We start from the raw sequence: 19258 nt of genomic DNA, 5'->3' as shown, positions 1-19258 counted from the left end.
ATCGGCCCGAGCGGCCTCCGGCGCTCGGAAAAAGCGGATGCGGCAGAGGGATCGCGCATCGGCCCGAGCGGCCTCCGGCGCTCGAAAAAGGCCGTTGGGTCAGCCTCCGTCGCTGGGCCGGGGTCCGGCGTCCGGCAAGCCCCGGACGGCCGCGAGGCCGGCGAAGGCTGCTGCCGCCAGGAGGCCCATCGCGAGCGGCAGGCCGCCCGTGCGGAAGGCCCATCCGGCCAGGGTCACGCCCGCGCTGCCGGCGAGCAGGGTGCAGGCGTTGAGGAACCCCGCGCCCTGTCCGGCGAGGGCGGGCGGGAGCGCCGCCAGGGCGAGGCGCGGCGCGGTGGCGTAGGGCAGCGCGAGGCCCGCCCCGGCCACGCAGAGCCCCGCGCAGAGCGCCGCCCACGCGGTCCCGGCGAGGGCGAGCCCGAGCTCGGCCGCCGCGACCAGCACCAGCCCGGCCGCGACGGTGCGGCGGCTGCCGAACGCCCGGACCAGCCGCGGCGCCCAGAGGGCGAAGCCGATCAGGCTCGCGCTCATCGGCAGCAGGGCGAGGCCCGCCTCGACCGCCGTCAGCCCGAGGCCGCCGCGCTCGGTGCCGCGCTGGGCTTCGAGGTTGAACACCATCAGCAGCGGCAGGATGCAGAACATCGCGCAGGACCCGACCAGCACCGGCGGCAGGAAGCCCGGCACACGGCCCAGGGCCGGGCTCAGCAGGGGATCGGCGCAGGCCCGCTCGCGCCGCCGCAGCAGCATGAGGCTTGCCCCGCAGAGCCCGAGCCAGGCCAGGGGCAGGAGCGGCGCCCGCGCCGCGCCCGACAGGCTCTGCAGGGCGAGGATCGCCGCGATCATCGCCGTCCCGAGGAGCAGGAAGCCCGGCGCGTCGAAGCCGCGCCGGATTCCGGCGCGCGCCGCCGCCGCGGGCGCCGGCAGCAGGCAGGCGGCGGCAAGCATGGCCACCCCGTCGGCGCAGAACAGGGCCCGCCAGGAAACGGCGTGGGTCAGCAGGCCGCCGAGCAGGGGCCCGAGACTGAAGCCGAGGAGCAGGCACCCGGCCCAGGCCCCGATCCGCGCCCCCCGCTCCTCCGGCGCCGCGTCCGCGCCGATCGCCGCCAGGGTGCCGGGCACCGCCAGCGCGGCGGCGATGCCCTGAAGCGCCCGGCCGGCGGGGAGCCAGTCCCGGGCCGGCGCCAGCGCGAGCATGGCGGAGGCGAGGACGAAGAGCAGCAGCCCGGCCCGGCAGACCCGGGCGGCGCCGATCCGGTCGATGGCCGCCCCGCCGGCCATCACCCCGATCGCCGCGGAGAGCAGGTAGGCGTTGACGACCCACTCGACCGCCGCCGGGTCGAGCGCGAAGGCGCTGCGGAGCGCCGGCAGGGCCGTCATGATGCCGGTGCTGTTGCTGCCGACGACCAGCACGCCGAGGCAGCAGGCCGCGACGGTGCGGCGGGCGGGCGCGCCGGCGCTCACGGCCCGCCGCCTTCCCCCGCCAGAACCGAGCGGACGAAGCGGCCCATGCTCGCCAGCGCCCGGCGGCCCTCGGCGAGCTCCGGATGGAACAGGTGCCAAGCGTGGATCATGTGCGGCCAGATCTCGAGCGTGACCGCCACGTCCGCCGCCCCCGCGGCGCGGGCGAGCGAGACGGAATCATCCAGCAGGGTCTCGGCGGAGCCCACCTGAATCAGGAGCGGCGGCAGGCCGGACAGGTCCCCCCAGAGCGGCGAGACGAGGGGCCCGCGCGGGTCGGTGCCGGCGAGATAGGCGGCGGCGACCTCGGCGAGATAGGCCCGGCTCAGGAGCGGATCGACGGCGGCCTTGTCGGCGAGGCTCGCGCCGGTCAGGGTCAGGTCGGTCCAGGGCGAGCTGCACCACAGGCAGCCCGGCAGCGGTTGTCCGGCCGCCCGCAGCGACAGCGCGACGGCGAGGGCGAGGCCGCCGCCCGCGCTCTCCCCGGCGAGCGCGATGCGCGCCGGCGCGACGCCCGAATCCAGCAGGAAGCGGTAGCCGGCTAGCGCGTCCTCCAGGGCGGCGGGGAAGGGATGCTCGGGGGCGAGCCGGTAGGCGAGGGCCAGGGTGCGCGTGCCCGCCTCGCGCCCGGCCCGGGCGACCATCGTGCGGTGGCTGGCAAGCGACCCGGAGACGTAGCCGCCGCCATGCAGGAACAGCAGCACCCGTCCCGGGACGGCCTCGGGGGTCGTGGTCCATTCCGCTGGCACGCCGCCCGCGTCCACGGCCTCGACGCGGACGTCGTCCGGCAGGGCGTAGCCCGCGCACAGCCCGTCGAGGCGGGCCCGCCGTGCGGCGAGGTCGACGGGCCTCGGCGTGGCGGCGAGGCGGGCACGGATCGCGTCGATCTCGGACGAGGTCATCCCCGGCCTCCAGTCTCTGGTGAAGCGGGGCGGCCTCGATGTCCGTCGGGGCCGGCGGGGCGCCCGAGGCGCGCTCCGGGACCGTTCGTAGCATCCCTCTCCCGGTGATTCTCAGCCACCGACGGGAGGCTGCGTGGGCTTGGGCGGATCACATCGCGAGGAGGACTTTGCGGTGGCGCTGGCCGAGCGCCCGCCCGACGGGTGCCGACGGCGCGAGGGTCGACGCCTCGCCTCACCTCGCCCCGGGGCGTCGGGCGGGCCGACGCAAGGCCGCCGCGTCGACCGCGCGGATGTCGCGGGCGGTCTCGACGGTCCCGAGGAACTGCGCGTCCATGACCGGGCCGAGGCACGGCAGGAGCCGATTTTGCGTAAGAAGTGTCTTCGCGCGACGGCGCGAGCGCGGACGCCGGGTCTCCGGAGCCGCTACGGGCCGATCCCTGGCGGCGATGCAGGCGGGCATCCGGGGGCAGGCCCCGCCGCCCGCGCGCCGGTCACCACTCGAAGAACGAGTCCAGGCGCGGCATCAGGCACATCAGCGTCGCCGCCGCGCCCACCACGCCCGCGATCATCACCGCCACCGCCACGACCACGACTCCCCGCCCAACCGACGCTCAGCATAAAGTCGCGGCCGGCCGGAAAAGTTCGCGGTGTCGCACTCACCATTTGATGAATCGGTCGGAACTCGGTCGGGCGGCGAGTGTGAGGGCGATGCCGCCGAGGGCTCCGGCGACCATGATGACAACGGCAAGTGACACGTCGGCTCCCCTCCGCAAGGCGTCTGTCGTGCGGTTTGATGGGTCAACCGGGCCGGGACGTGTCGTGTGCCGTGCGGCAGATTGGCCTCCGGGGCGCGCCGGCCTGGCGCCCTGCCCCTAGGAAGGCCGGTTCGTCGCGCCGGCAGCGGCTGTCGCCGCGAGCGTCCGGTGCCCGATCGCGTCCGCCCGGGCCGCATCGATCGGCGGGCGCGAGGGCTGCCGACCGGTGCGGCGGCGGGGGCTCACAGCACCGGCATGGCGCCCGCGACCGTGAGCAGCGCGCCGGACGTGTAGCTGCTCTCGTCGGAGGCCAGCATCACATAGGCCGAGGCGAGTTCGGCCGGCTGGCCGGGGCGGTCGAAGGGCACTTGGCTCCCGAAGGTCTTCACCGCCTCCTGGCTCATCCCGGCGGGGATGAAGGGCGTCCAGATCGGGCCCGGCAGCACCCCGTTCACGCGGATGCCCTTCTCGGCGAGCAGCTGGGCCAGGCTCAGCACCATGTTGCTCAACGCGCCCTTGGTGGCGCTGTAGGCGAGCAGGGTCGGGATCGGGTGCTTGGAATTGACCGAGGAGGTGAAGATCACCGATGCACCCGGTTTGAGATGCGCCAGCGCCGCCTTGGTGGCGTAGAACGGACCGAACACGTTGGTGCGGAAATGCTGCTCGAAGAGGGCGTCGTCGATGCCGTCGAGCCCCTGGTTCGGCTGCTGGAAGGCCGCGTTGTTCACTAGGACGTCGAGCCGGCCGAACGCCTGGACCGTGCGCTCCACGATCTCCCGGGCCCAGGCCGGGTCCTTGATGTCGCCGGGCAGGAGCAGGGCGCGCCGGCCCGCCCGCTCGATCCAGCCGCCGACGGCCTCCGCATCCGCCTGCTCCTCGGGCAGGTAGGCGATCGCCACGTCCGCCCCCTCTCGGGCATAGGCGATGGCCACCGCCCGGCCGATGCCGCTGTCACCGCCGGTCACGAGGGCGGCCTTGCCGGTGAGCTTTCCGGCGCCCCGGTAGCTCTCCTCGCCGTGATCGGGCTGCGGCTCCATCCGGGGGGTCTGGCCGGGGAAGGACTGGGGCTGCGCCGGGAAGGGCGGACGGGGATAGCGGGTCAGCGGATCGGTCATGGGGAAGCTCCGGATCGGGCGCCGCGAGGGGGTGCCGCGACAACCGGGCGGTTCGGCCGGTGTTCCTGCCGGTGTTCCTCTGCCAGTGGTCTCGCCAGTGGTCCTGCGGGCCTTCGTGCGCGGTGACGCGCGGCCGGGCGCCATCGCAGGCCCCTGGCGCTGCGCGCGGTTTCGTGTATGGTCCGCCCCGCCTCGACCCGGCTGACGGGCGGGGCTTGTGCTGCTTGCGGGACGACCGTGCTGGACGACATCCCGGCACCGGCCCGACCGCGGGCTTTCAAGAGCGCCCTGCCCCGATGGGCGGCGCTCTCCGAACAGACCTCACCCGAAAGGTACGTCGATGTCGATCACGGCAGAGCGCAAGACCGCGCTCATCAAGGAATACGCCCAGGGCGGCAAGGACACCGGCTCGCCGGAGGTCCAGGTCGCGATCCTCACCGAGCGGATCACCAACCTCACCGCCCACTTCAAGACCCACGGCAAGGACAACCATTCCCGCCGCGGCCTCCTGAAGCTGGTCTCGCAGCGCCGCTCGCTGCTCGACTACCTGAAGCGCAAGGAAGAGGCGCGCTACCGCACCCTCATCGAGCGCCTCGGCATCCGCCGCTAAGGCTCCCGTCACGCGGTCCCTCGGGGCCGCGTTTTCACAAGCCGCGCTTCTCACGCAGGGGACGCCGGTTCGGCGGGGCGCGAGCGCGGCACTGCAACAGGGACCGTTCGGGCATGGGGCCCGGCCGGTCCGCCCCCGGGCGGCTTGAAGGCGAAGGGCGCCAGGGCAGGATCGCGCGACGCTGCTTTCCGAAAAGCAGCGTCGCGCCGTCTTGCCTCTGGCGGCGCCGGGCTCGGCCCACCGCATGTTCGAAGGCGAGAGACACTATGTTCGACGTACAACGTGAAGAGCTGATCTGGGGCGACCGCAAGCTCGTCCTCGAGACCGGCAAGACCGCCCGTCAGGCCGACGGCGCCGTGGTCGCCACCTATGGCGAGACCACCGTGCTGGCCACCGTGGTCGCGGCCAAGGAGCCCAAGGCCGGCATCGACTTCATGCCGCTCACCGTGAACTACCAGGAGCGCGCCTACGCCGCCGGCCGCATCCCGGGCGGCTATTTCAAGCGCGAGGGCCGTCCCTCCGAGAAGGAGACGCTGGTCTCCCGCCTGATCGACCGCCCGATCCGCCCCCTCTTCATCGAGGGCTGGCGCAACGACACCCAGGTCGTCGTCACCGTCCTCAGCCACGACCTCGAGAACGATCCCGACGTGGTCGCGATGGTGGCGGCCTCGGCGGCGCTGACGCTCTCGGGCATTCCCTTCATGGGCCCGATCGGTGCGGCCCGCGTCGGCTACCTCAACGGCGGCTACAAGCTGAACCCGGCCGTGACCGAGATCGCGGAATCGACCCTCGACCTCGTCGTCGCCGGCACGCAGGACGCCGTGCTGATGGTCGAGTCCGAGGCCAAGGAACTCTCCGAGGACGTGATGCTCGGGGCCGTGATGTTCGGCCACAAGCACTTCCAGCCCGTGATCGAGGCAATCATCCGGCTGGCCGAGAAGGCCGCCAAGGAGCCGCGCGACTTCCGGGCGCCGGAGAATGCCGACGTGGAGAAGGCCGTCCTCGATGTCTGCGAGGCGGAGCTGCGCGAGGCCTACAAGAAGACGATCAAGCAGGAGCGCTACGCCGCCGTCGACGCCGTGAAGGCGAAGGTCGTCGCCGCCCTCTGCCCGGCCGAGGGTGAGCAGAAGTTCTCCCCCGAGAAGGTCAAGGCGGCCTTCAAGGAGGCCCAGTCGAAGGTGGTCCGCTGGAACATCCTCGACACCGGCTCCCGCATCGACGGCCGCGACGTGAAGACGGTGCGCCCGATCGTGTCGGAGGTCGGCATCCTGCCCCGCGCCCACGGCTCGGCGATGTTCACCCGCGGCGAGACCCAGGCGCTCGTCGTCGCCACCCTCGGCACCGGTGAGGACGAGCAGTTCATCGACGCGCTGGAGGGGACCTACAAGGAGCGCTTCCTGCTCCACTACAACTTCCCTCCCTATTCCGTCGGTGAGACCGGCCGCATGGGTTCGCCCGGGCGCCGCGAGATCGGCCACGGCAAGCTCGCCTGGCGCGCGATCCGGCCCGTGCTGCCGCCCGCCCACGAGTTCCCGTACACGATCCGCGTGGTCTCCGAGATCACCGAGTCGAACGGCTCGTCCTCGATGGCCTCCGTCTGCGGCGGCTCGCTGTCCCTGATGGATGCGGGCGTGCCCCTGCGCCGCCCGGTGGCCGGCATCGCCATGGGCCTGATCCTGGAAGGCGAGCGCTTCGCGGTGCTCTCCGACATCCTCGGCGACGAGGATCACCTCGGCGACATGGACTTCAAGGTGGCCGGCACGGACGAGGGCATCACCTCGCTCCAGATGGACATCAAGATCGCCGGCATCACCGAGGAGATCATGCGCGTCGCCCTCGCCCAGGCGAAGGACGGCCGCGGCCACATCCTCAACGAGATGGCCAGCGCCCTGACGGCGGCCCGTCCCGAGCTCGGCGAATACGCGCCACGCATCGAGACGATGCAGATCCCCACCGACAAGATCCGCGACGTGATCGGCACCGGCGGCAAGATCATCCGCGAGATCGTCGAGAAGACCGGCGCCAAGATCAACATCGAGGACACCGGCATCGTGAAGATCGCCTCGTCCGACGGCAAGGCGATCAAGGCGGCCTATAACTGGATCCGCTCCATCGTCGCCGAGCCCGAGGCCGGCACGATCTACGACGGCACGATCGTCAAGATCATGGAGTTCGGCGCCTTCGTGAACTTCTTCGGCGCCAAGGACGGCCTCGTCCATATCTCCGAGCTCGCCCCGCAGCGGGTCGCCAAGGTCGGCGACGTCGTGAAGGAGGGCCAGAAGGTCAAGGTGAAGTTTTTGGGCGCCGACGAGCGCGGCAAGATCCGCCTCTCGATGAAGGTCGTCGATCAGGAGACCGGCGAGGACCTCACCGAGAAGCTGAAGGCCGAGCGTGCGGAGCGCGGCGAGCCCGAGCGCGAGGAGCGGAGCGACCGTGGTGATCGTGGCGATCGCGGCCCCCGCCGCGACCGCGGCGAGCGCCGCCGCGAGGCGGGCGAGTAATCTTCGCTCCCACGATCCTCGGACGACGATGAGGCGAGGCGCGGTCCCGAAAGGGGCCGCGCCTTTGTCGTCTTTGCGCGCGCATCCCGAAGAGCCGCGGGCGCGTTCGGAGTACGCGGGCCACCCGGAACCGGCTGCGCCGTCCGATGCCTGTCCTGTCGAAGATCGTGCCTGTCGAAGATCGTGCCTGACGAAGATCGTGCCTGACGAAGATCTTGCCGACGCCGAGCGAGGGATCGCCCATGTCCGACGAACTCGTGTTCTACACCTCGCCGATGTCTCGCGGCCGGATCGTCCGCTGGATGCTGGAGGAGGTGGGCCGGCCCTACCGCACCGAACTCGTCGGCTTCGGGGCCGCCATGCAGGCCCAGGCGTATCGGGCGATCAACCCGATGGGGAAGGTGCCGGCACTCCGCCACGGCGCGACGGTGGTGACCGAGTGCGCGGCGATCCTGGCCTATCTCGCCGATGCCTGTCCCGAGGCCAGGCTCGCGCCGGAGCCGACGGCGCGGGCGCGGGGCGACTATTACCGCTGGCTGTTCTTCTGCGCCGGCCCGGTCGAGGCGGCGACCACCAACAAGGTCTTGGGCGTGAGCGTGCCGGACGAACCCCGCATGCGCGGCATGGTCGGCTATGGCAGCCTGGAGGCGGTGCTCGACACCCTGGAGGGCGCGGTCTCCGGCCGCGACTGCGTCGCGGGCGAGCGCTTCAGCGCCGCCGACCTCTACCTCGCCTCCCATCTCGCCTGGGGGATGCGGTTCGGCACGATCCCGAAGCGGGCCGCCTTCGAGACCTATGTGGGCCGTCACGGCGCCCGCCCCGCCGCCCAGCGCGCGAACGCGATCGATGATCGCCTCCTCGCCGGGCCGCAGGACAGCGCGGCATAGCGGTCCTGTCGGAACGCCCTCGCCTGCGCCGCGTTCGCCCCGCGACATCGCCCATCGCGAGAGGATTGCACAGGCATGAACGAGATGATCGAGGACATTTTCTCCGGCGAGCCGAACCTGACCATGACCGAGCGGGCGGTCTCCGTCGCCCTCGGGCTCGGCATCGCCGCTGCCGCTGCCCAGCCCCGGCCGAACAAGCTCCTGAGCCTCGCCGCCCTGGTCCTCGGCGTCGGGCTGGCAGTGCGCGGCGCCACCGGCCATTGCGCCGTCAAGGCGGTCGCGGGCGGCGGGCGCGACCTGACGGGCTGATCGCCCGCGACGCGGGGAGCGCGGCCGGGTTCCCGGCCGCCTCTCCGTCTACGGCGCCTCGGTCGCGCGTCACGGATCGAAAACGACACCGAGATGCGCGGGCGAACGGACCCGCCCGAGGCCCAGGCTGTCGAAGGCGTCGCCGCCGTCCGATGCTGACACGCCCCATCGCGCGAGCCCCTGGCTGATCGGCGATGGCGCCGGGCCCCGCGCCGTCTCGGTCGCACGCCAGACCATGGCCCCGCCCTCGAACAGGGCCGCGCCCTGACCACCCCTCCCCCCGAAATACCGCGTCTCGATGTCGAGCGCCGGACCCTCGTTCAGGGATCGTCCGAGCGCGGCGGACAGGGCCGGCGTCAGGACGGTGAAACCGTCGAACGCCGCGGCGGACGAGAGGGCGAGCGCGTCCAGGCGATCCTCGTCGAGGCCCAGGACGATCAGACCGAACGCCACAGCGACGGGATCGGGGGAGCCGAAGCGATTGCCCAGCCCGGCGAGCGTTCCCGGGGGTCCGACCAGCGCGGTGATGTGATTGGCCCATGCGGACATCGGGTCCGGACGCGCGCCTGCGGTGCAACCCGATCGCGGCAGGCTCACACGAAAAAGGGCGCCCCGTCGGAGCGCCCCTCTTTCCGTCGATCGTGGATCAGCGACCCATCAGTAGGTGCGGCTGCTGGTGCGGCCGGCGATGAAGCCGTAGATGCCCAGCACAACGATGGCGCCGACGATCGCGCCGATGAAGCCCGCGCCCTGATTCGGCCCATACCAGCCGATCGCCTGCCCGAGGAAGGTCGCCACGACGGCGCCGACGATGCCGAGGATCGTGGTCAGGATGAAGCCCGACGGCTCGTACTTGTTTCCGGGCATGATCAGCTTGGCGATGACGCCCGCGACGAAGCCGATGATGATGGTCCAGAGGATGCTCATGTGGTGTGTCCCCTAACGGCTTGGGCTGCTTGCAATAAGGAATGACGCGCCGCGCCTTGGTCCGAGACTTGGCCGTAGTCGTGTTGCAAACGCGCGACCTGTCCCGGCGGTTGCCTCGAAAGCCGGGTGGGGCCTGCGATTTTCGCGTCCGAGCCGGGGCGACGCGGCAGGCCCTTTACGGGGCAGGCCGGGCGGCGGCAGAAGAGGGCTCGATTCGACGAGACGAGGCCCCTCCCCCATCATGACCATCGAGCGCTACGAGACCGGTCCCCGCATGGCCCAGGCGGTCGCCCATGGCGATCTCGTCTTTCTGGCGGGGCAGGTCGCCGCCGACGTGGTCGGCACCGGCGTCACGGCGCAGACGCAGCAGATCCTGGAGCAGATCGACCGTCTCCTGATGCAGGCCGGCAGCGACAAGTCCCGCATCCTGTCGACGACGATCTACCTCGCCGACATCGGCACCTTCGCCGAGATGAACGCGGCCTGGGACGCCTGGGTCGACGGTCAGAACCCGCCGGCCCGCGCCACCGTCGAGGCGAAGCTCGCGGCGCCGGAATACCGCGTCGAGGTCGTTGTGACCGCCGCGAGAGGCACGCCGTGATCCGAAGGGCGCTCCTGGCGGCGCTCGCCGCCCTCCCCTTGCTCGGTCTCGGCCCGGCCCGGGCCGCCGAGCGGGTGGTCAACATCTACAATTGGTCGGACTACATCGACCCGAAGGTGCTCGACGACTTCACGAAGGAGACGGGCATCAAGGTCGTCTACGACACCTACGACAACAACGAGATCCTCGAGACCAAGCTGCTTGCCGGGCGGTCCGGCTACGACGTGGTGGTGCCCTCCGGGCCCTTCCTGCAGCGGCTCATCAAGGCCGGGGTGCTGCTGCCCCTCGACAAGACCAAGATCCCGAACCTGAAGAACGCCTGGCCCGAGATCGCGAACCGGCTCCAGGCCTACGATCCGGGCAACGCCTACGCCGTCGATTACATGTGGGGCACGACCGGCCTCGGCGTAAACGTCACCGCCGTGCGCGAGCGGCTGGGCCAGGGCCGGGCGCTCAACAGCTGGAGCCTCGTGCTCGATCCCGGCGCCATGGCCCGGCTCAAGGAATGCGGGGTGATGCTCCTCGATTCCCCCGAGGACCTGATCCCGTCGATCCTGCCCTTCTACGGGTTCAAGGTCGATTCGAAGCGCTGGGACGACATCTCGACGGTGACGGACGCGCTCTACAAGGTCCGCGGCGCCGTGCGGAAGTTCCACTCCTCGGAATACGTCAACGGGCTCGCCAACGGGGACCTGTGCCTCGCGGTCGGCTATTCGGGCGACGTGCTGCAGGCCAAGCGCCGGGCCGAGGAGGCCAAGAACGGCGTCGAGATCGCCTACGTGATCCCGAAGGAGGGCACCCAGATGTGGTTCGATGCCTTCGCGATCCCGAAGGATGCCGCGCATCCGGCCGAGGCCTACGCCTTCATCGACTACATGATGCGTCCCGACGTGGCAGCGGCCAACACCAATTTCGTCGCCTACGCCAACGGCAACCTCGCCTCGCAGAAACTCGTGAAGCCCGAGATCCTGAAGGACCCGGGCATCTATCCGGACGAGGCGACCATGCAGCGGCTGTCCGTCAACACCGCCTGGACCGACTCGACCCAGCGCTTCGTGACGCGGGCCTGGACCCGGGTGCGCACGGGCCGGTGAGGCGCCGCGCGCATCCGGGTCCCGGACGGGCGCGGCGGCGATGCGCCTCCGGTGTCACCCATGCGGTTCCGGGGGGCTCCGGCACGGCCGGATCCGCCCCGACGGTCGAGGGAAAACCATGCCGCGCTACTCGGCCAATCTGAGCCTGCTCTTCACCGAGCGCCCCCTCCGCGACCGGTTCGCGGCGGCGCGGGCGGCGGGGTTTGCGGCAGTGGAGCTGCAATTTCCCTATGCCGAGCCGGCGGCGGCGCTTGCCGCTTCCCTCGGCGCGGCCGGCCTGCCCCTGGTGCTGCACAACCTGCCGGCGGGCGACTGGGTGGCGGGCGAGCGCGGCCTTGCCGCCCTGCCCGGGCGCGAGGCCGACTTCCGCGAGGGCGTGGCGCGGGCCATCGACTACGCGGGCGCCCTCGGCTGCGGCCAGCTTAACACCCTCGCCGGCCTCGCGCCGCCGGGCGCCGAGCGGGCACGGCTGATCGCGACCCTCACCGAGAACCTCGCCTTCGCCGCCGAGGCTGTGGGACGCGCCGGCCTGCGCCTCCTCGTCGAGCCGATCAACGACCGCGACATGCCGGGTTTCGTCCTCAATCGCCTCGACGAGGCCGCCGCCGTCATCGCCGCGGTCGGGGCCGACAACCTGTTCCTCCAGGCCGACCTCTATCACATGGCGAGGATGGGCGAGGACCTGCCCGCGAGCCTGACCGCGCACGCCCCCCGCATCGCCCACGTCCAGATCGCCGACGCGCCGGGCCGGCACGAGCCGGGTACGGGTGACCTCGATTTTCCCGGCCTGTTCCGCCATCTCGACGCCCTCGGCTATGCCGGCTTCGTCGGGTGCGAGTATGTGCCGGCCGCCGGCACCGAGGCGGGGCTCGGCTGGATGTCGCAGGGGCGGTTCGGCGGCGGGGCCTGACCCGACGGATGCCCCGGACTGCCGTATGGCGGTTTGGGCGCGGGGCACGGGACGGGCCTTCTGCAACCGTCTCGGGCAGCGCAAGGCCCGCGCCGAAAGCGTATCCAACGGCGAAAAGACGTTTTCAGGGAAGTCCGAAACGGTGATCATCCCGCTTTCGCCGGGGCTCCGCAGATCGGCCTGCGGGTGCGGGAAATCTTGCAGAAGTTGAACGCTTGCCGCTATCATCGACGGGCCGCACCGGCCCGGCGCGTCGCGCCGCCGGGCGGCTCCGTTGACCAACGAGACGCTTCTTGTCCCTCGCGCATCTTTTCGATGCCGGCCCCGGTACGGCTGGCGAACAGGTCCAGGCCATTCTGCAGGCGGTGCGTCGCCACCTCGCGATGGATGTCGGCTTCGTCTCCGAATTCGTCAGCGGCAACAGGGTCTTCCGCTTCACCGACGGGCGGCCGTCCCGCAATCCGGTGACGGTCGGCGCCTCCGACCCGCTCGAGAAGAGCTTCTGCTACTACGTCGCCCGCGGCATGATGCCGGAGCTGATGCACGACGCCGTCGAGGATCCGATCGCCGCGGGCCTGTCCGTCACCCACGAGCTGCCGGTGGGCGCGCATCTCAGCGTGCCCCTGCGCCACGCGGACGGGACCGCCTACGGCTCGGTCTGCTGCTTCAGCTTCACCCCCGACCGGAGCCTGACCACCCGCGATCTGGGCCTGCTGCGCCTGTGCGCGGACCTCGTCGGCGCCGTCCTGAGCAAGGACCGCCGCGCCGCGCTGGATCTCGAGGCCCGGCGCGCGCGCATCCGCGCGGTGATCGAGGCGGAGGCGGTCGAGATCGCCTATCAGCCGATCTACCGGGTGGCCGATGGCCGGCTGATGGCCTTCGAGGCCCTGGCCCGCTTCGGGGACGCGTCCCGGCGCGGGCCGGATGCGTGGTTTGCCGAGGCCGCCACCGTCGGCCTCGACGAGGACCTCGAATTCCTGGCCCTCCGCCGGGCCTTGTCGGGCTGCGCCGCCCTCGATCCCGCGCTCAGGCTCACCGTCAACCTGTCGCCCGCACGGATCACGAGCCCCCGTTTCGAGGCGGCCTTCGCCGGGGTGCCGCTGGAGCGCATCGTCCTCGAACTCACCGAGCACGCGGCGGTCGCCTGCTACGACGCCCTGCGGCGGGCGCTGATGCCCCTGCGCGCCCGGGGCCTGCGGCTCGCCATCGACGATGTCGGGGCCGGCCACGCGACCTTCCGGCATGTGCTCGACCTCTCGCCGGAATTGATCAAGCTCGACATGAGCCTGATCCGGGGCATCGACGGCGATCCGGCCCGCCGGGCGCTCGCCGAGGCGATCACCGCCTATGGCCGTCGGATCGGCTGCGAGGTCGTGGCCGAGGGCGTCGAGACCTCGGCCGAATATGTCGCCCTTCGCGACATCGGGGTGACCCGGGCCCAGGGATACCTGCTCGGTCGCCCCATGCCGATCGCGCAGGCGCGCGGCCTGCCCCTCTCGGCGGCCGTGCCGGATTAGGGTGCTCTCCGCCGAAGGGGACGCCGGTTCGGCTCAAGAGAGCGCGATACGACAAAGGCTGAGAGCCGGGCTCACGGTTCAACGGGATGAGCAAGGCTCTAACGGGCCGGACCCGGCCGGCGACGCCCGTGTGCGCCCGCACCCTTCCGCAATCGGCCTCGGAGCATTACTAAAGGGGTTTCCTTGCCGGACTTCCCCCGTTTTCCGGCCGCTCCGTGCGGCCAAGCGGGGCGTTCTCTCCGCGCTCGGGCCCTCGAACCCGTCAGATACGTTCACGCCATGACCGTCGCAACGACCGCGCCGCGCACCCTCTACGACAAGATCTGGGACGACCACGTCGTCGATGTCGAGCCGGACGGCTCCGCCCTCCTCTACATCGACCGCCACCTCGTGCACGAGGTGACGAGCCCCCAGGCCTTCGAAGGGCTTCGGGTCGCCGGCCGCAGGGTCCGGGCGCCGCACAAGACCCTCGCGGTGGTCGATCACAACGTCCAGACCTCGGACCGGTCGAAGGGCATCGAGGATCCGGAAAGCCGCATCCAGCTCGAGGCCCTGGCCGAGAACGTGCGCGATTTCGGCATCGAGTTCTACGACGCCCTCGACCGGCGCCAGGGCATCGTCCACATCATCGGGCCGGAGCAGGGCTTCACCCTGCCGGGCCAGACGATCGTCTGCGGCGATTCCCACACCTCGACCCACGGTGCCTTCGGTGCCCTCGCCCACGGCATCGGCACCTCGGAGGTCGAGCACGTGCTCGCCACCCAGACGCTGATTCAGCGCAAGGCCCGGAACATGCGCGTGACCGTCGACGGCACCCTGCCGCCGGGCGTCACCGCCAAGGACATCATCCTGGCCATCATCGGCGAGATCGGCACCGCGGGCGGGACCGGCCACGTCATCGAGTACGCCGGCGAGGCGATCCGCGCCCTCTCGATGGAGGGGCGGATGACGATCTGCAACATGTCGATCGAGGGGGGCGCGCGGGCCGGCCTGGTCGCTCCCGACGCGACGACCTACGCCTATGTCCAGGATCGCCCGAAGGCCCCGAAGGGCGCGGCCTTCGACGCGGCGCGGCGCTATTGGGAGAGCCTCGTCACCGACGAGGGCGCGCATTTCGACCGCGAGGTGCGGCTGGATGCGGCGAACCTTCCGCCCCTCGTGTCCTGGGGCACGAGCCCGGAGGATGTGGTCTCGATCGCCGGGGCGGTGCCGGACCCGGCCTTGATCGCCGACGAGAACAAGCGCCAGTCCAAGGAGAAGGCGCTGGCCTATATGGGGCTGACCGCGGGCACCCGGATCACCGACCTGACCCTCGACCGGGTCTTCATCGGCTCCTGCACCAACGGGCGGATCGAGGATCTGCGCGCGGTGGCGCGGGTGGTCGAGGGCCGCAAGGTGCACGAGAGCGTCTCGGCGATGGTGGTGCCGGGCTCCGGTCTCGTGAAGGCGCAGGCCGAGGCCGAGGGGATCGACCGCATCCTGAAGGAGGCGGGCTTCGACTGGCGCGAGCCGGGCTGCTCCATGTGCCTGGGCATGAACCCCGACAAGCTGCGCCCCGGCGAGCGCTGCGCCTCGACCTCGAACCGCAACTTCGAGGGCCGCCAGGGCCCGCGCGGGCGCACCCACCTCGTCTCCCCCGCCATGGCGGCGGCGGCGGCGGTGGCCGGCCGCTTCGTCGACATCCGCGACTGGCGCGGCTGACACCCCGCCCGGCGGGACTGGCAGGGGCCACCGTCACCGGGGGCGGAGGTTTCGCGGCAAACCTCCGCCCCCGCTTTTTGCCAAGCGGCACGAAACAGCGATTGACGCCTCCGCCGCCGCCCCCTAAACGAACCCCATCGCCGACCGGAAACGGCCCGGCGCCCAGGTGGCGGAATTGGTAGACGCGCTGGTTTCAGGTACCAGTCTTGCAAGAGGTGAAGGTTCGAGTCCTTTCCTGGGCACCAACAGATCTCCAAGTTGTTGAGATCGCTGGTCTTCTAAGTTTTGATCCCGCACCGGGTCGCCGGGTGCGGGATTTTTTCTGGCTGAAGGGGCCTGCTTCGCCCGGTTGGTGGTGCGTGTGTCAATCACGCTTTCGCGGCTCCCGTCGGCCCATCCGAACAACGCGTTGAGCTGCGCCTCCGTCGCCCCGGCTGCGGCCGCGCGGAGGGCGCCGGCTTTGCGCCCGTGCGAGAATGTCGATGCGACTGCCCTGCGGCGTTTGGCGTCGCGCAGCCGCGATGCCGGTCAGCGCCGGGGGCTGCTGGCGCTGGTGTTCATCCCCGAGGGGGCCGCCCTATCCAGACCTCGCGGAACGGCGCAGTCCGCCTGATCGAGCGCGAGAAGCCCCGCGGCCCAAGCTCGACGAGGCCCGGTGACGGGCGTTGGCTGCGTTCATCGATGAGGGACCGGCCCAGCAGCGGGCCTGTGTCGTGCGCGGGCGGCGGAAGGATTCGAGCGACGGGCTGTTCGAGGGCTTTGGCGGCATGCCAAATCCGGTTGATCCCTTCGGGATGGCGGATTTGGGCTTCGCTCAAACGCCGCGCGAGCTTGCCTGATACGGGCTCCGCTTTGATCAAGCGGAGCCCGTATCAGCCCCGACGAGAACAGCCTCGGGCGGGCCGGTGAATCGGCCCGCCCGCACCATCACCGGCAGGTCCTTGGCGTCACACGACGAAGATGTCGTCGGAACTGAGCGCGGGCTTGTGGTCGAGCACGGCGAACTTCATCTTCACGCGGCTGCCCAGACCGTCGGCGTCGTAGAACAGCTCGCCGGTCGATTGCTTGTAGAGGATGCGGTCATCCGCATCCGCCGTGCCGGTGGTGATGTTCTTGAACCGCCCCGGGTCGAGCTCGCCCGTCGCCAGCGCCTTGAAAATGCTCCTCGACAGGCCGATCGTGTCCTCGGAGGCGAAGTCGGTGATGCGGTCGACGTTGTTGGTGCCCAGCGCGCTGTTGAAGAGGAACGTATCCGCACCACCCCGGCCGGTCAGCACATCCTTGCCCCAGCCCCCGTCGAGGACGTTGGCGCCGTTGTTGCCGATCACCGTTTGCGCGAAGGTGTTCCCGGTGAGGTTGATGGCCTGGTCGCCGGCCGACAGCAGGACCCGCACTTCCTCGATCTCCTGGCGGGCGGTGAGAGTGTAGCTCGCGCCCACAGCGACGGCGTCCCGGCCTCCGCCCACGGCCTCGATCAGCAGATCGCCGGCATTGTCGACGATGTAGGTGTCGCTGCCGGTGCCGCCGATCATGAAGTCGGCGCCGCCTCCGCCATCGAGCGTATCGGCGCCTGCCCTGCCATCGAGCAGGTTGCCACCCTCATTGCCTCTGAGGATCTGCGCGAATTCGTTTCCGGTCAGGCCGATGGCTTGGTCCCCCGCGCTCCAGGCGACGCGCAGTTCCTCGATTTCCTGGCCGGCGGCGAGGGCGTAGCTCGCTGTCGTGGCAACGGTGTCCCGCCCGTCGCCGATCGCCTCGATCACTTGGTCGCCGGCCTCGTCGACGAAGTAGCGGTCGCTCCCGCCCAGGCCCGTGGCGATGGAGGTGCCGTGCGTGAGCAGGAAGCTATTGCTGTCCGCCGTTCCCAGACCTGACCCGGTCAGCTCGAATGTCAGCGTGGTCGTCTGCCCGAGCGCACCGTCGGACACGCGGTAGGTGAAGGTGTCGGTCACGACCTCGCCGACGGCCACGCCGCCTTCTCCGATGGCCGCGTAGGCATAGGTGCCGTCGGCCTCCACCGTGAGGGTGCCGTAGCGTCCGATGGCCTGGCCCTCCCCGTTGAAGGCCGGGGGATTGGTCCCGGGGCCCGCCCCGACCGCGGTGATGCTGAGCGTGTCGCCGTCGGGATCGCTGTCGTTGGCGAGCAGGTTGCCGCTTTCGGTCAGGCGTTGTGTGATGCCGAGGATGTCGGCGGTCGGGCTGGGGGCGTCGTTGATGCCGGTGAGGGTGACGGTGGTGGTGCCGGTCGCAGTCATGGCGTCGCTGCCGCCATCGGAGAGGTGCCACGCGATCGCGACCGAGGGCGGGGGTGCGTCGGCGGTGTTGGCATAGGTCACCGCCCGCGCCACCGCCGTGACGAGGGCCGAGGTCGCTACGTTGGTCCCCGTGAAATGGATGACGAGGCTCCCGCCCGCATCGGTGAAGGTCGCGAAGGTATCGCCGCCGATGGTCTCCAGGCTCTGGCCCGAGACGACGAAGCCGTTGGGGTCGAAGCCGAACACGTCCTGGGCGTTGGCGCCACCGCTGCGGGCGAGCGTGAGTTCGGCGCCGGCATAATCGCCCAGCCCGCCATTGAGCGCGTCGCATTCGAGATCGGTGATGGCGACGTCGGAGGAGAGGCGGATGGCGAGGTCGCCCTCGGTGAAGCCGACGCTGCCCCCGAGGGTGTCGATGGGGCCGAAGCTGGTGTCGAGCGTGCCGTCGACGTTGTAGCGCACCACCGCAAAGTCTTGGCTGCCGTCGCTGCCCGTGCCATACCCCGCGACGACGATCTTGCCGTCGGTCTGCACCGTGACACTGAATCCGAGATCGTTCCCCACGCCGACGGGCGTGAGGATCTTGCCGCCGGTGCCGAAGCCGGTGTCGAGCGTGCCGTCGGCGTTGTAGCGCACCACGGCAAAGTCAAAGCCGTTGCTGTCCAGGCCATAGCCGGCAACGACGATCTTGCCGTCAGCCTGCATCGTGACATCGAAGCTGACATCGGTCGACGTACCGACGGGTGTGAGGATCTTGCCGCCGGTTCCGAAGCCGGTGTCGAGCGTGCCGTCGGTGTTGTAACGCACTACGGCAAAGTCGGCGGTGCCGTCGCTGCCAAAGCTATACCCTGAGACGACAATCTTGCTGTCGCTCTGCATCGTGACACTGTAGGCGAAATCGCCCGCGGTGCCGACCGGCGTGACGATCGTGCCGCCGTTGCCGAAGCCGGTGTCGAGCGTGCCGTCGACGTTGTAACGCACCACGGCAAAGTCGTAGTTGCCGTCGCTGGCCGGGCCAAAGCCGGCAACGACGATCTTGCCGTCGGCCTGCACCGTGACACTGCGGCCGTCATTGCTCCTCAGGCCGAAGGGCGTGACGATCGTGCCGCCTGTGCCGAAGCCGGTGTCGAGCGTGCCGTCGGCGTTGTAGCGCACCACCGCAAAGTCTTGGCTGCCGTCGTTGCTAAAGCTCGTTCCAGCGACGACGATCTTGCCGTCGGCCTGCATCGTGACGCTGTAGGCGGTGTCGTCCCCCGCACCGACGGGTGTGAGGATGGTGCCGAAGCTGGTGTCGAGGGTGCCGTCGGTGTTGTAGCGTACCACCGCGAAGTCGTAGTTGCTGTCGCTACCGTAACCATATCCGGCCACAACGATCTTGCCGTCGGGCTGCACCGTGACACTGCGGCCTTCATCGTACTCCGAGCCGACGGGCGTGACGATCTTGCCGCCTGTGCCGAAGCCGGTGTCGAGCGTGCCGTTGGCGTTGTAGCGCACCACCGCGAAGTCATAGTTGCTGACACTACCGTATCCGGTCACAACGATCTTGCCGTCGGGCTGCACCGTGACACCGTAGGCGACATCGTCCGATAGGCCGATGGGTGTGAGGACCTTGCCGGTACCGCCTCCGGCAAACTTCGGTGCAGTGTTGGTGGGAATCGGTGCCACGGCCCAGCCCTTTCGCACCATTTCCTGGCGCATTGGATCGCGCGACTGCTC

At 70.6% G+C, this 19258-nt stretch carries 16 protein-coding genes and 1 tRNA gene; 11 read left to right on the top strand and 6 right to left on the bottom strand.

The window, feature by feature from the left end; genetic code table 11:
- Positions 1-99 precede the first annotated feature (99 nt).
- The 3 genes from LW587_RS10165 to LW587_RS10155 all read right to left on the bottom strand — a co-directional run bounded on the left by LW587_RS10165 (position 100) and on the right by LW587_RS10155 (position 4230).
- Positions 100-1461, bottom strand: coding sequence for an MFS transporter (locus tag LW587_RS10165; RefSeq protein ID WP_232629475.1), 1362 nt, complete (start codon positions 1459-1461; stop codon positions 100-102).
- Positions 1458-2360: an alpha/beta hydrolase gene (locus LW587_RS10160; protein ID WP_232629474.1), complete on the bottom strand. Its 903-nt coding sequence runs from the start codon at positions 2358-2360 to the stop codon at positions 1458-1460. Before LW587_RS10160 ends, LW587_RS10165 begins: the two co-directional genes overlap by 4 nt.
- Positions 2361-3357: 997 nt before the next feature.
- Positions 3358-4230, bottom strand: coding sequence for an SDR family oxidoreductase (locus LW587_RS10155; protein ID WP_232629473.1), 873 nt, complete (start codon positions 4228-4230; stop codon positions 3358-3360).
- Between the two features lie 340 nt (positions 4231-4570).
- On the opposite strand from LW587_RS10155, the gene rpsO reads away from it, so the two are divergent.
- The 4 genes from rpsO to LW587_RS10135 all read left to right on the top strand — a co-directional run bounded on the left by rpsO (position 4571) and on the right by LW587_RS10135 (position 8537).
- A complete protein-coding gene (gene rpsO, locus LW587_RS10150) occupies positions 4571-4840 on the top strand; it encodes a 30S ribosomal protein S15 (RefSeq protein WP_232629472.1) in 270 nt (89 codons plus the stop codon).
- Between the two features lie 266 nt (positions 4841-5106).
- The gene (gene pnp / locus LW587_RS10145; RefSeq protein WP_232629471.1) at positions 5107-7341 is read left to right on the top strand and encodes a polyribonucleotide nucleotidyltransferase; all 2235 of its coding nucleotides are present in this window, start codon (positions 5107-5109) and stop codon (positions 7339-7341) included.
- A 242-nt stretch (positions 7342-7583) separates the two neighbouring features.
- On the top strand, positions 7584-8228 hold the full coding sequence (locus LW587_RS10140) for a glutathione S-transferase family protein (RefSeq protein WP_232629470.1): 645 nt from the start codon (positions 7584-7586) through the stop codon (positions 8226-8228).
- A 75-nt stretch (positions 8229-8303) separates the two neighbouring features.
- On the top strand, positions 8304-8537 hold the full coding sequence (locus LW587_RS10135) for a YgaP-like transmembrane domain (RefSeq protein ID WP_232629469.1): 234 nt from the start codon (positions 8304-8306) through the stop codon (positions 8535-8537).
- Between the two features lie 69 nt (positions 8538-8606).
- Here the strand turns inward: LW587_RS10135 and LW587_RS10130 are convergent, their stop codons facing one another.
- Entirely contained in the window at positions 8607-9086 is a 480-nt protein-coding gene (locus LW587_RS10130) for a hypothetical protein (protein WP_232629468.1), read from the bottom strand.
- 108 nt (positions 9087-9194) lie between these two features.
- On the bottom strand, positions 9195-9464 hold the full coding sequence (locus tag LW587_RS10125; RefSeq protein ID WP_232629467.1) for a GlsB/YeaQ/YmgE family stress response membrane protein: 270 nt from the start codon (positions 9462-9464) through the stop codon (positions 9195-9197).
- A gap of 241 nt (positions 9465-9705) precedes the next feature.
- On the opposite strand from LW587_RS10125, the gene LW587_RS10120 reads away from it, so the two are divergent.
- From LW587_RS10120 to LW587_RS10090, 7 genes are all read left to right on the top strand, one after another.
- A complete protein-coding gene (locus LW587_RS10120) occupies positions 9706-10065 on the top strand; it encodes a RidA family protein (RefSeq protein WP_232629466.1) in 360 nt (119 codons plus the stop codon).
- Complete coding sequence (locus LW587_RS10115) at positions 10062-11159, top strand: polyamine ABC transporter substrate-binding protein (protein ID WP_232629465.1); 1098 nt, start codon at positions 10062-10064, stop codon at positions 11157-11159. The genes LW587_RS10120 and LW587_RS10115 overlap by 4 nt, the downstream gene beginning before the upstream one ends.
- A 118-nt stretch (positions 11160-11277) precedes the next feature.
- Positions 11278-12069: a hydroxypyruvate isomerase gene (hyi, locus tag LW587_RS10110; protein ID WP_232629464.1), complete on the top strand. Its 792-nt coding sequence runs from the start codon at positions 11278-11280 to the stop codon at positions 12067-12069.
- A 293-nt stretch (positions 12070-12362) separates the two neighbouring features.
- On the top strand, positions 12363-13586 hold the full coding sequence (locus LW587_RS10105) for a sensor domain-containing phosphodiesterase (protein WP_232629463.1): 1224 nt from the start codon (positions 12363-12365) through the stop codon (positions 13584-13586).
- Positions 13587-13865: 279 nt separating this feature from the next.
- Positions 13866-15287, top strand: coding sequence for a 3-isopropylmalate dehydratase large subunit (gene leuC, locus LW587_RS10100; protein ID WP_232629462.1), 1422 nt, complete (start codon positions 13866-13868; stop codon positions 15285-15287).
- A 160-nt stretch (positions 15288-15447) separates the two neighbouring features.
- Positions 15448-15532: transfer RNA gene (locus tag LW587_RS10095), tRNA-Leu, on the top strand.
- Between the two features lie 420 nt (positions 15533-15952).
- Positions 15953-16126 (top strand): hypothetical protein, encoded by a 174-nt coding sequence (locus LW587_RS10090; protein WP_232629461.1) that lies wholly within the window; start codon positions 15953-15955, stop codon positions 16124-16126.
- A 108-nt stretch (positions 16127-16234) separates the two neighbouring features.
- Here the strand turns inward: LW587_RS10090 and LW587_RS10085 are convergent, their stop codons facing one another.
- Complete coding sequence (locus LW587_RS10085) at positions 16235-19240, bottom strand: Ig-like domain-containing protein (RefSeq protein ID WP_232629460.1); 3006 nt, start codon at positions 19238-19240, stop codon at positions 16235-16237.
- Positions 19241-19258: the final 18 nt, after the last annotated feature.

The organism is Methylobacterium sp. Leaf118 (assembly GCF_920984675.1).
Taxonomy (GTDB): Bacteria; Pseudomonadota; Alphaproteobacteria; order Rhizobiales; family Beijerinckiaceae; genus Methylobacterium.
This window is presented reverse-complemented; position numbering and strand designations above follow the sequence as displayed.

Excerpts from the sequence above, each read along its gene's own strand:
- LW587_RS10160 (WP_232629474.1), bottom strand. The coding sequence starts at position 2,360 with ATGACCTCGTCCGAGATCGACGCGATCCGTGCCCGCCTCGCCGCCACG.
- hyi (WP_232629464.1), top strand. The coding sequence starts at position 11,278 with ATGCCGCGCTACTCGGCCAATCTGAGCCTGCTCTTCACCGAGCGCCCC.
- LW587_RS10120 (WP_232629466.1), top strand. The coding sequence starts at position 9,706 with ATGACCATCGAGCGCTACGAGACCGGTCCCCGCATGGCCCAGGCGGTC.
- leuC (WP_232629462.1), top strand. The coding sequence starts at position 13,866 with ATGACCGTCGCAACGACCGCGCCGCGCACCCTCTACGACAAGATCTGG.
- LW587_RS10085 (WP_232629460.1), bottom strand. The coding sequence starts at position 19,240 with ATGCGCCAGGAAATGGTGCGAAAGGGCTGGGCCGTGGCACCGATTCCC.
- LW587_RS10130 (WP_232629468.1), bottom strand. The coding sequence starts at position 9,086 with ATGTCCGCATGGGCCAATCACATCACCGCGCTGGTCGGACCCCCGGGA.
- rpsO (WP_232629472.1), top strand. The coding sequence starts at position 4,571 with ATGTCGATCACGGCAGAGCGCAAGACCGCGCTCATCAAGGAATACGCC.
- LW587_RS10155 (WP_232629473.1), bottom strand. The coding sequence starts at position 4,230 with ATGACCGATCCGCTGACCCGCTATCCCCGTCCGCCCTTCCCGGCGCAG.
- LW587_RS10140 (WP_232629470.1), top strand. The coding sequence starts at position 7,584 with ATGTCCGACGAACTCGTGTTCTACACCTCGCCGATGTCTCGCGGCCGG.
- LW587_RS10135 (WP_232629469.1), top strand. The coding sequence starts at position 8,304 with ATGAACGAGATGATCGAGGACATTTTCTCCGGCGAGCCGAACCTGACC.
- pnp (WP_232629471.1), top strand. The coding sequence starts at position 5,107 with ATGTTCGACGTACAACGTGAAGAGCTGATCTGGGGCGACCGCAAGCTC.
- LW587_RS10125 (WP_232629467.1), bottom strand. The coding sequence starts at position 9,464 with ATGAGCATCCTCTGGACCATCATCATCGGCTTCGTCGCGGGCGTCATC.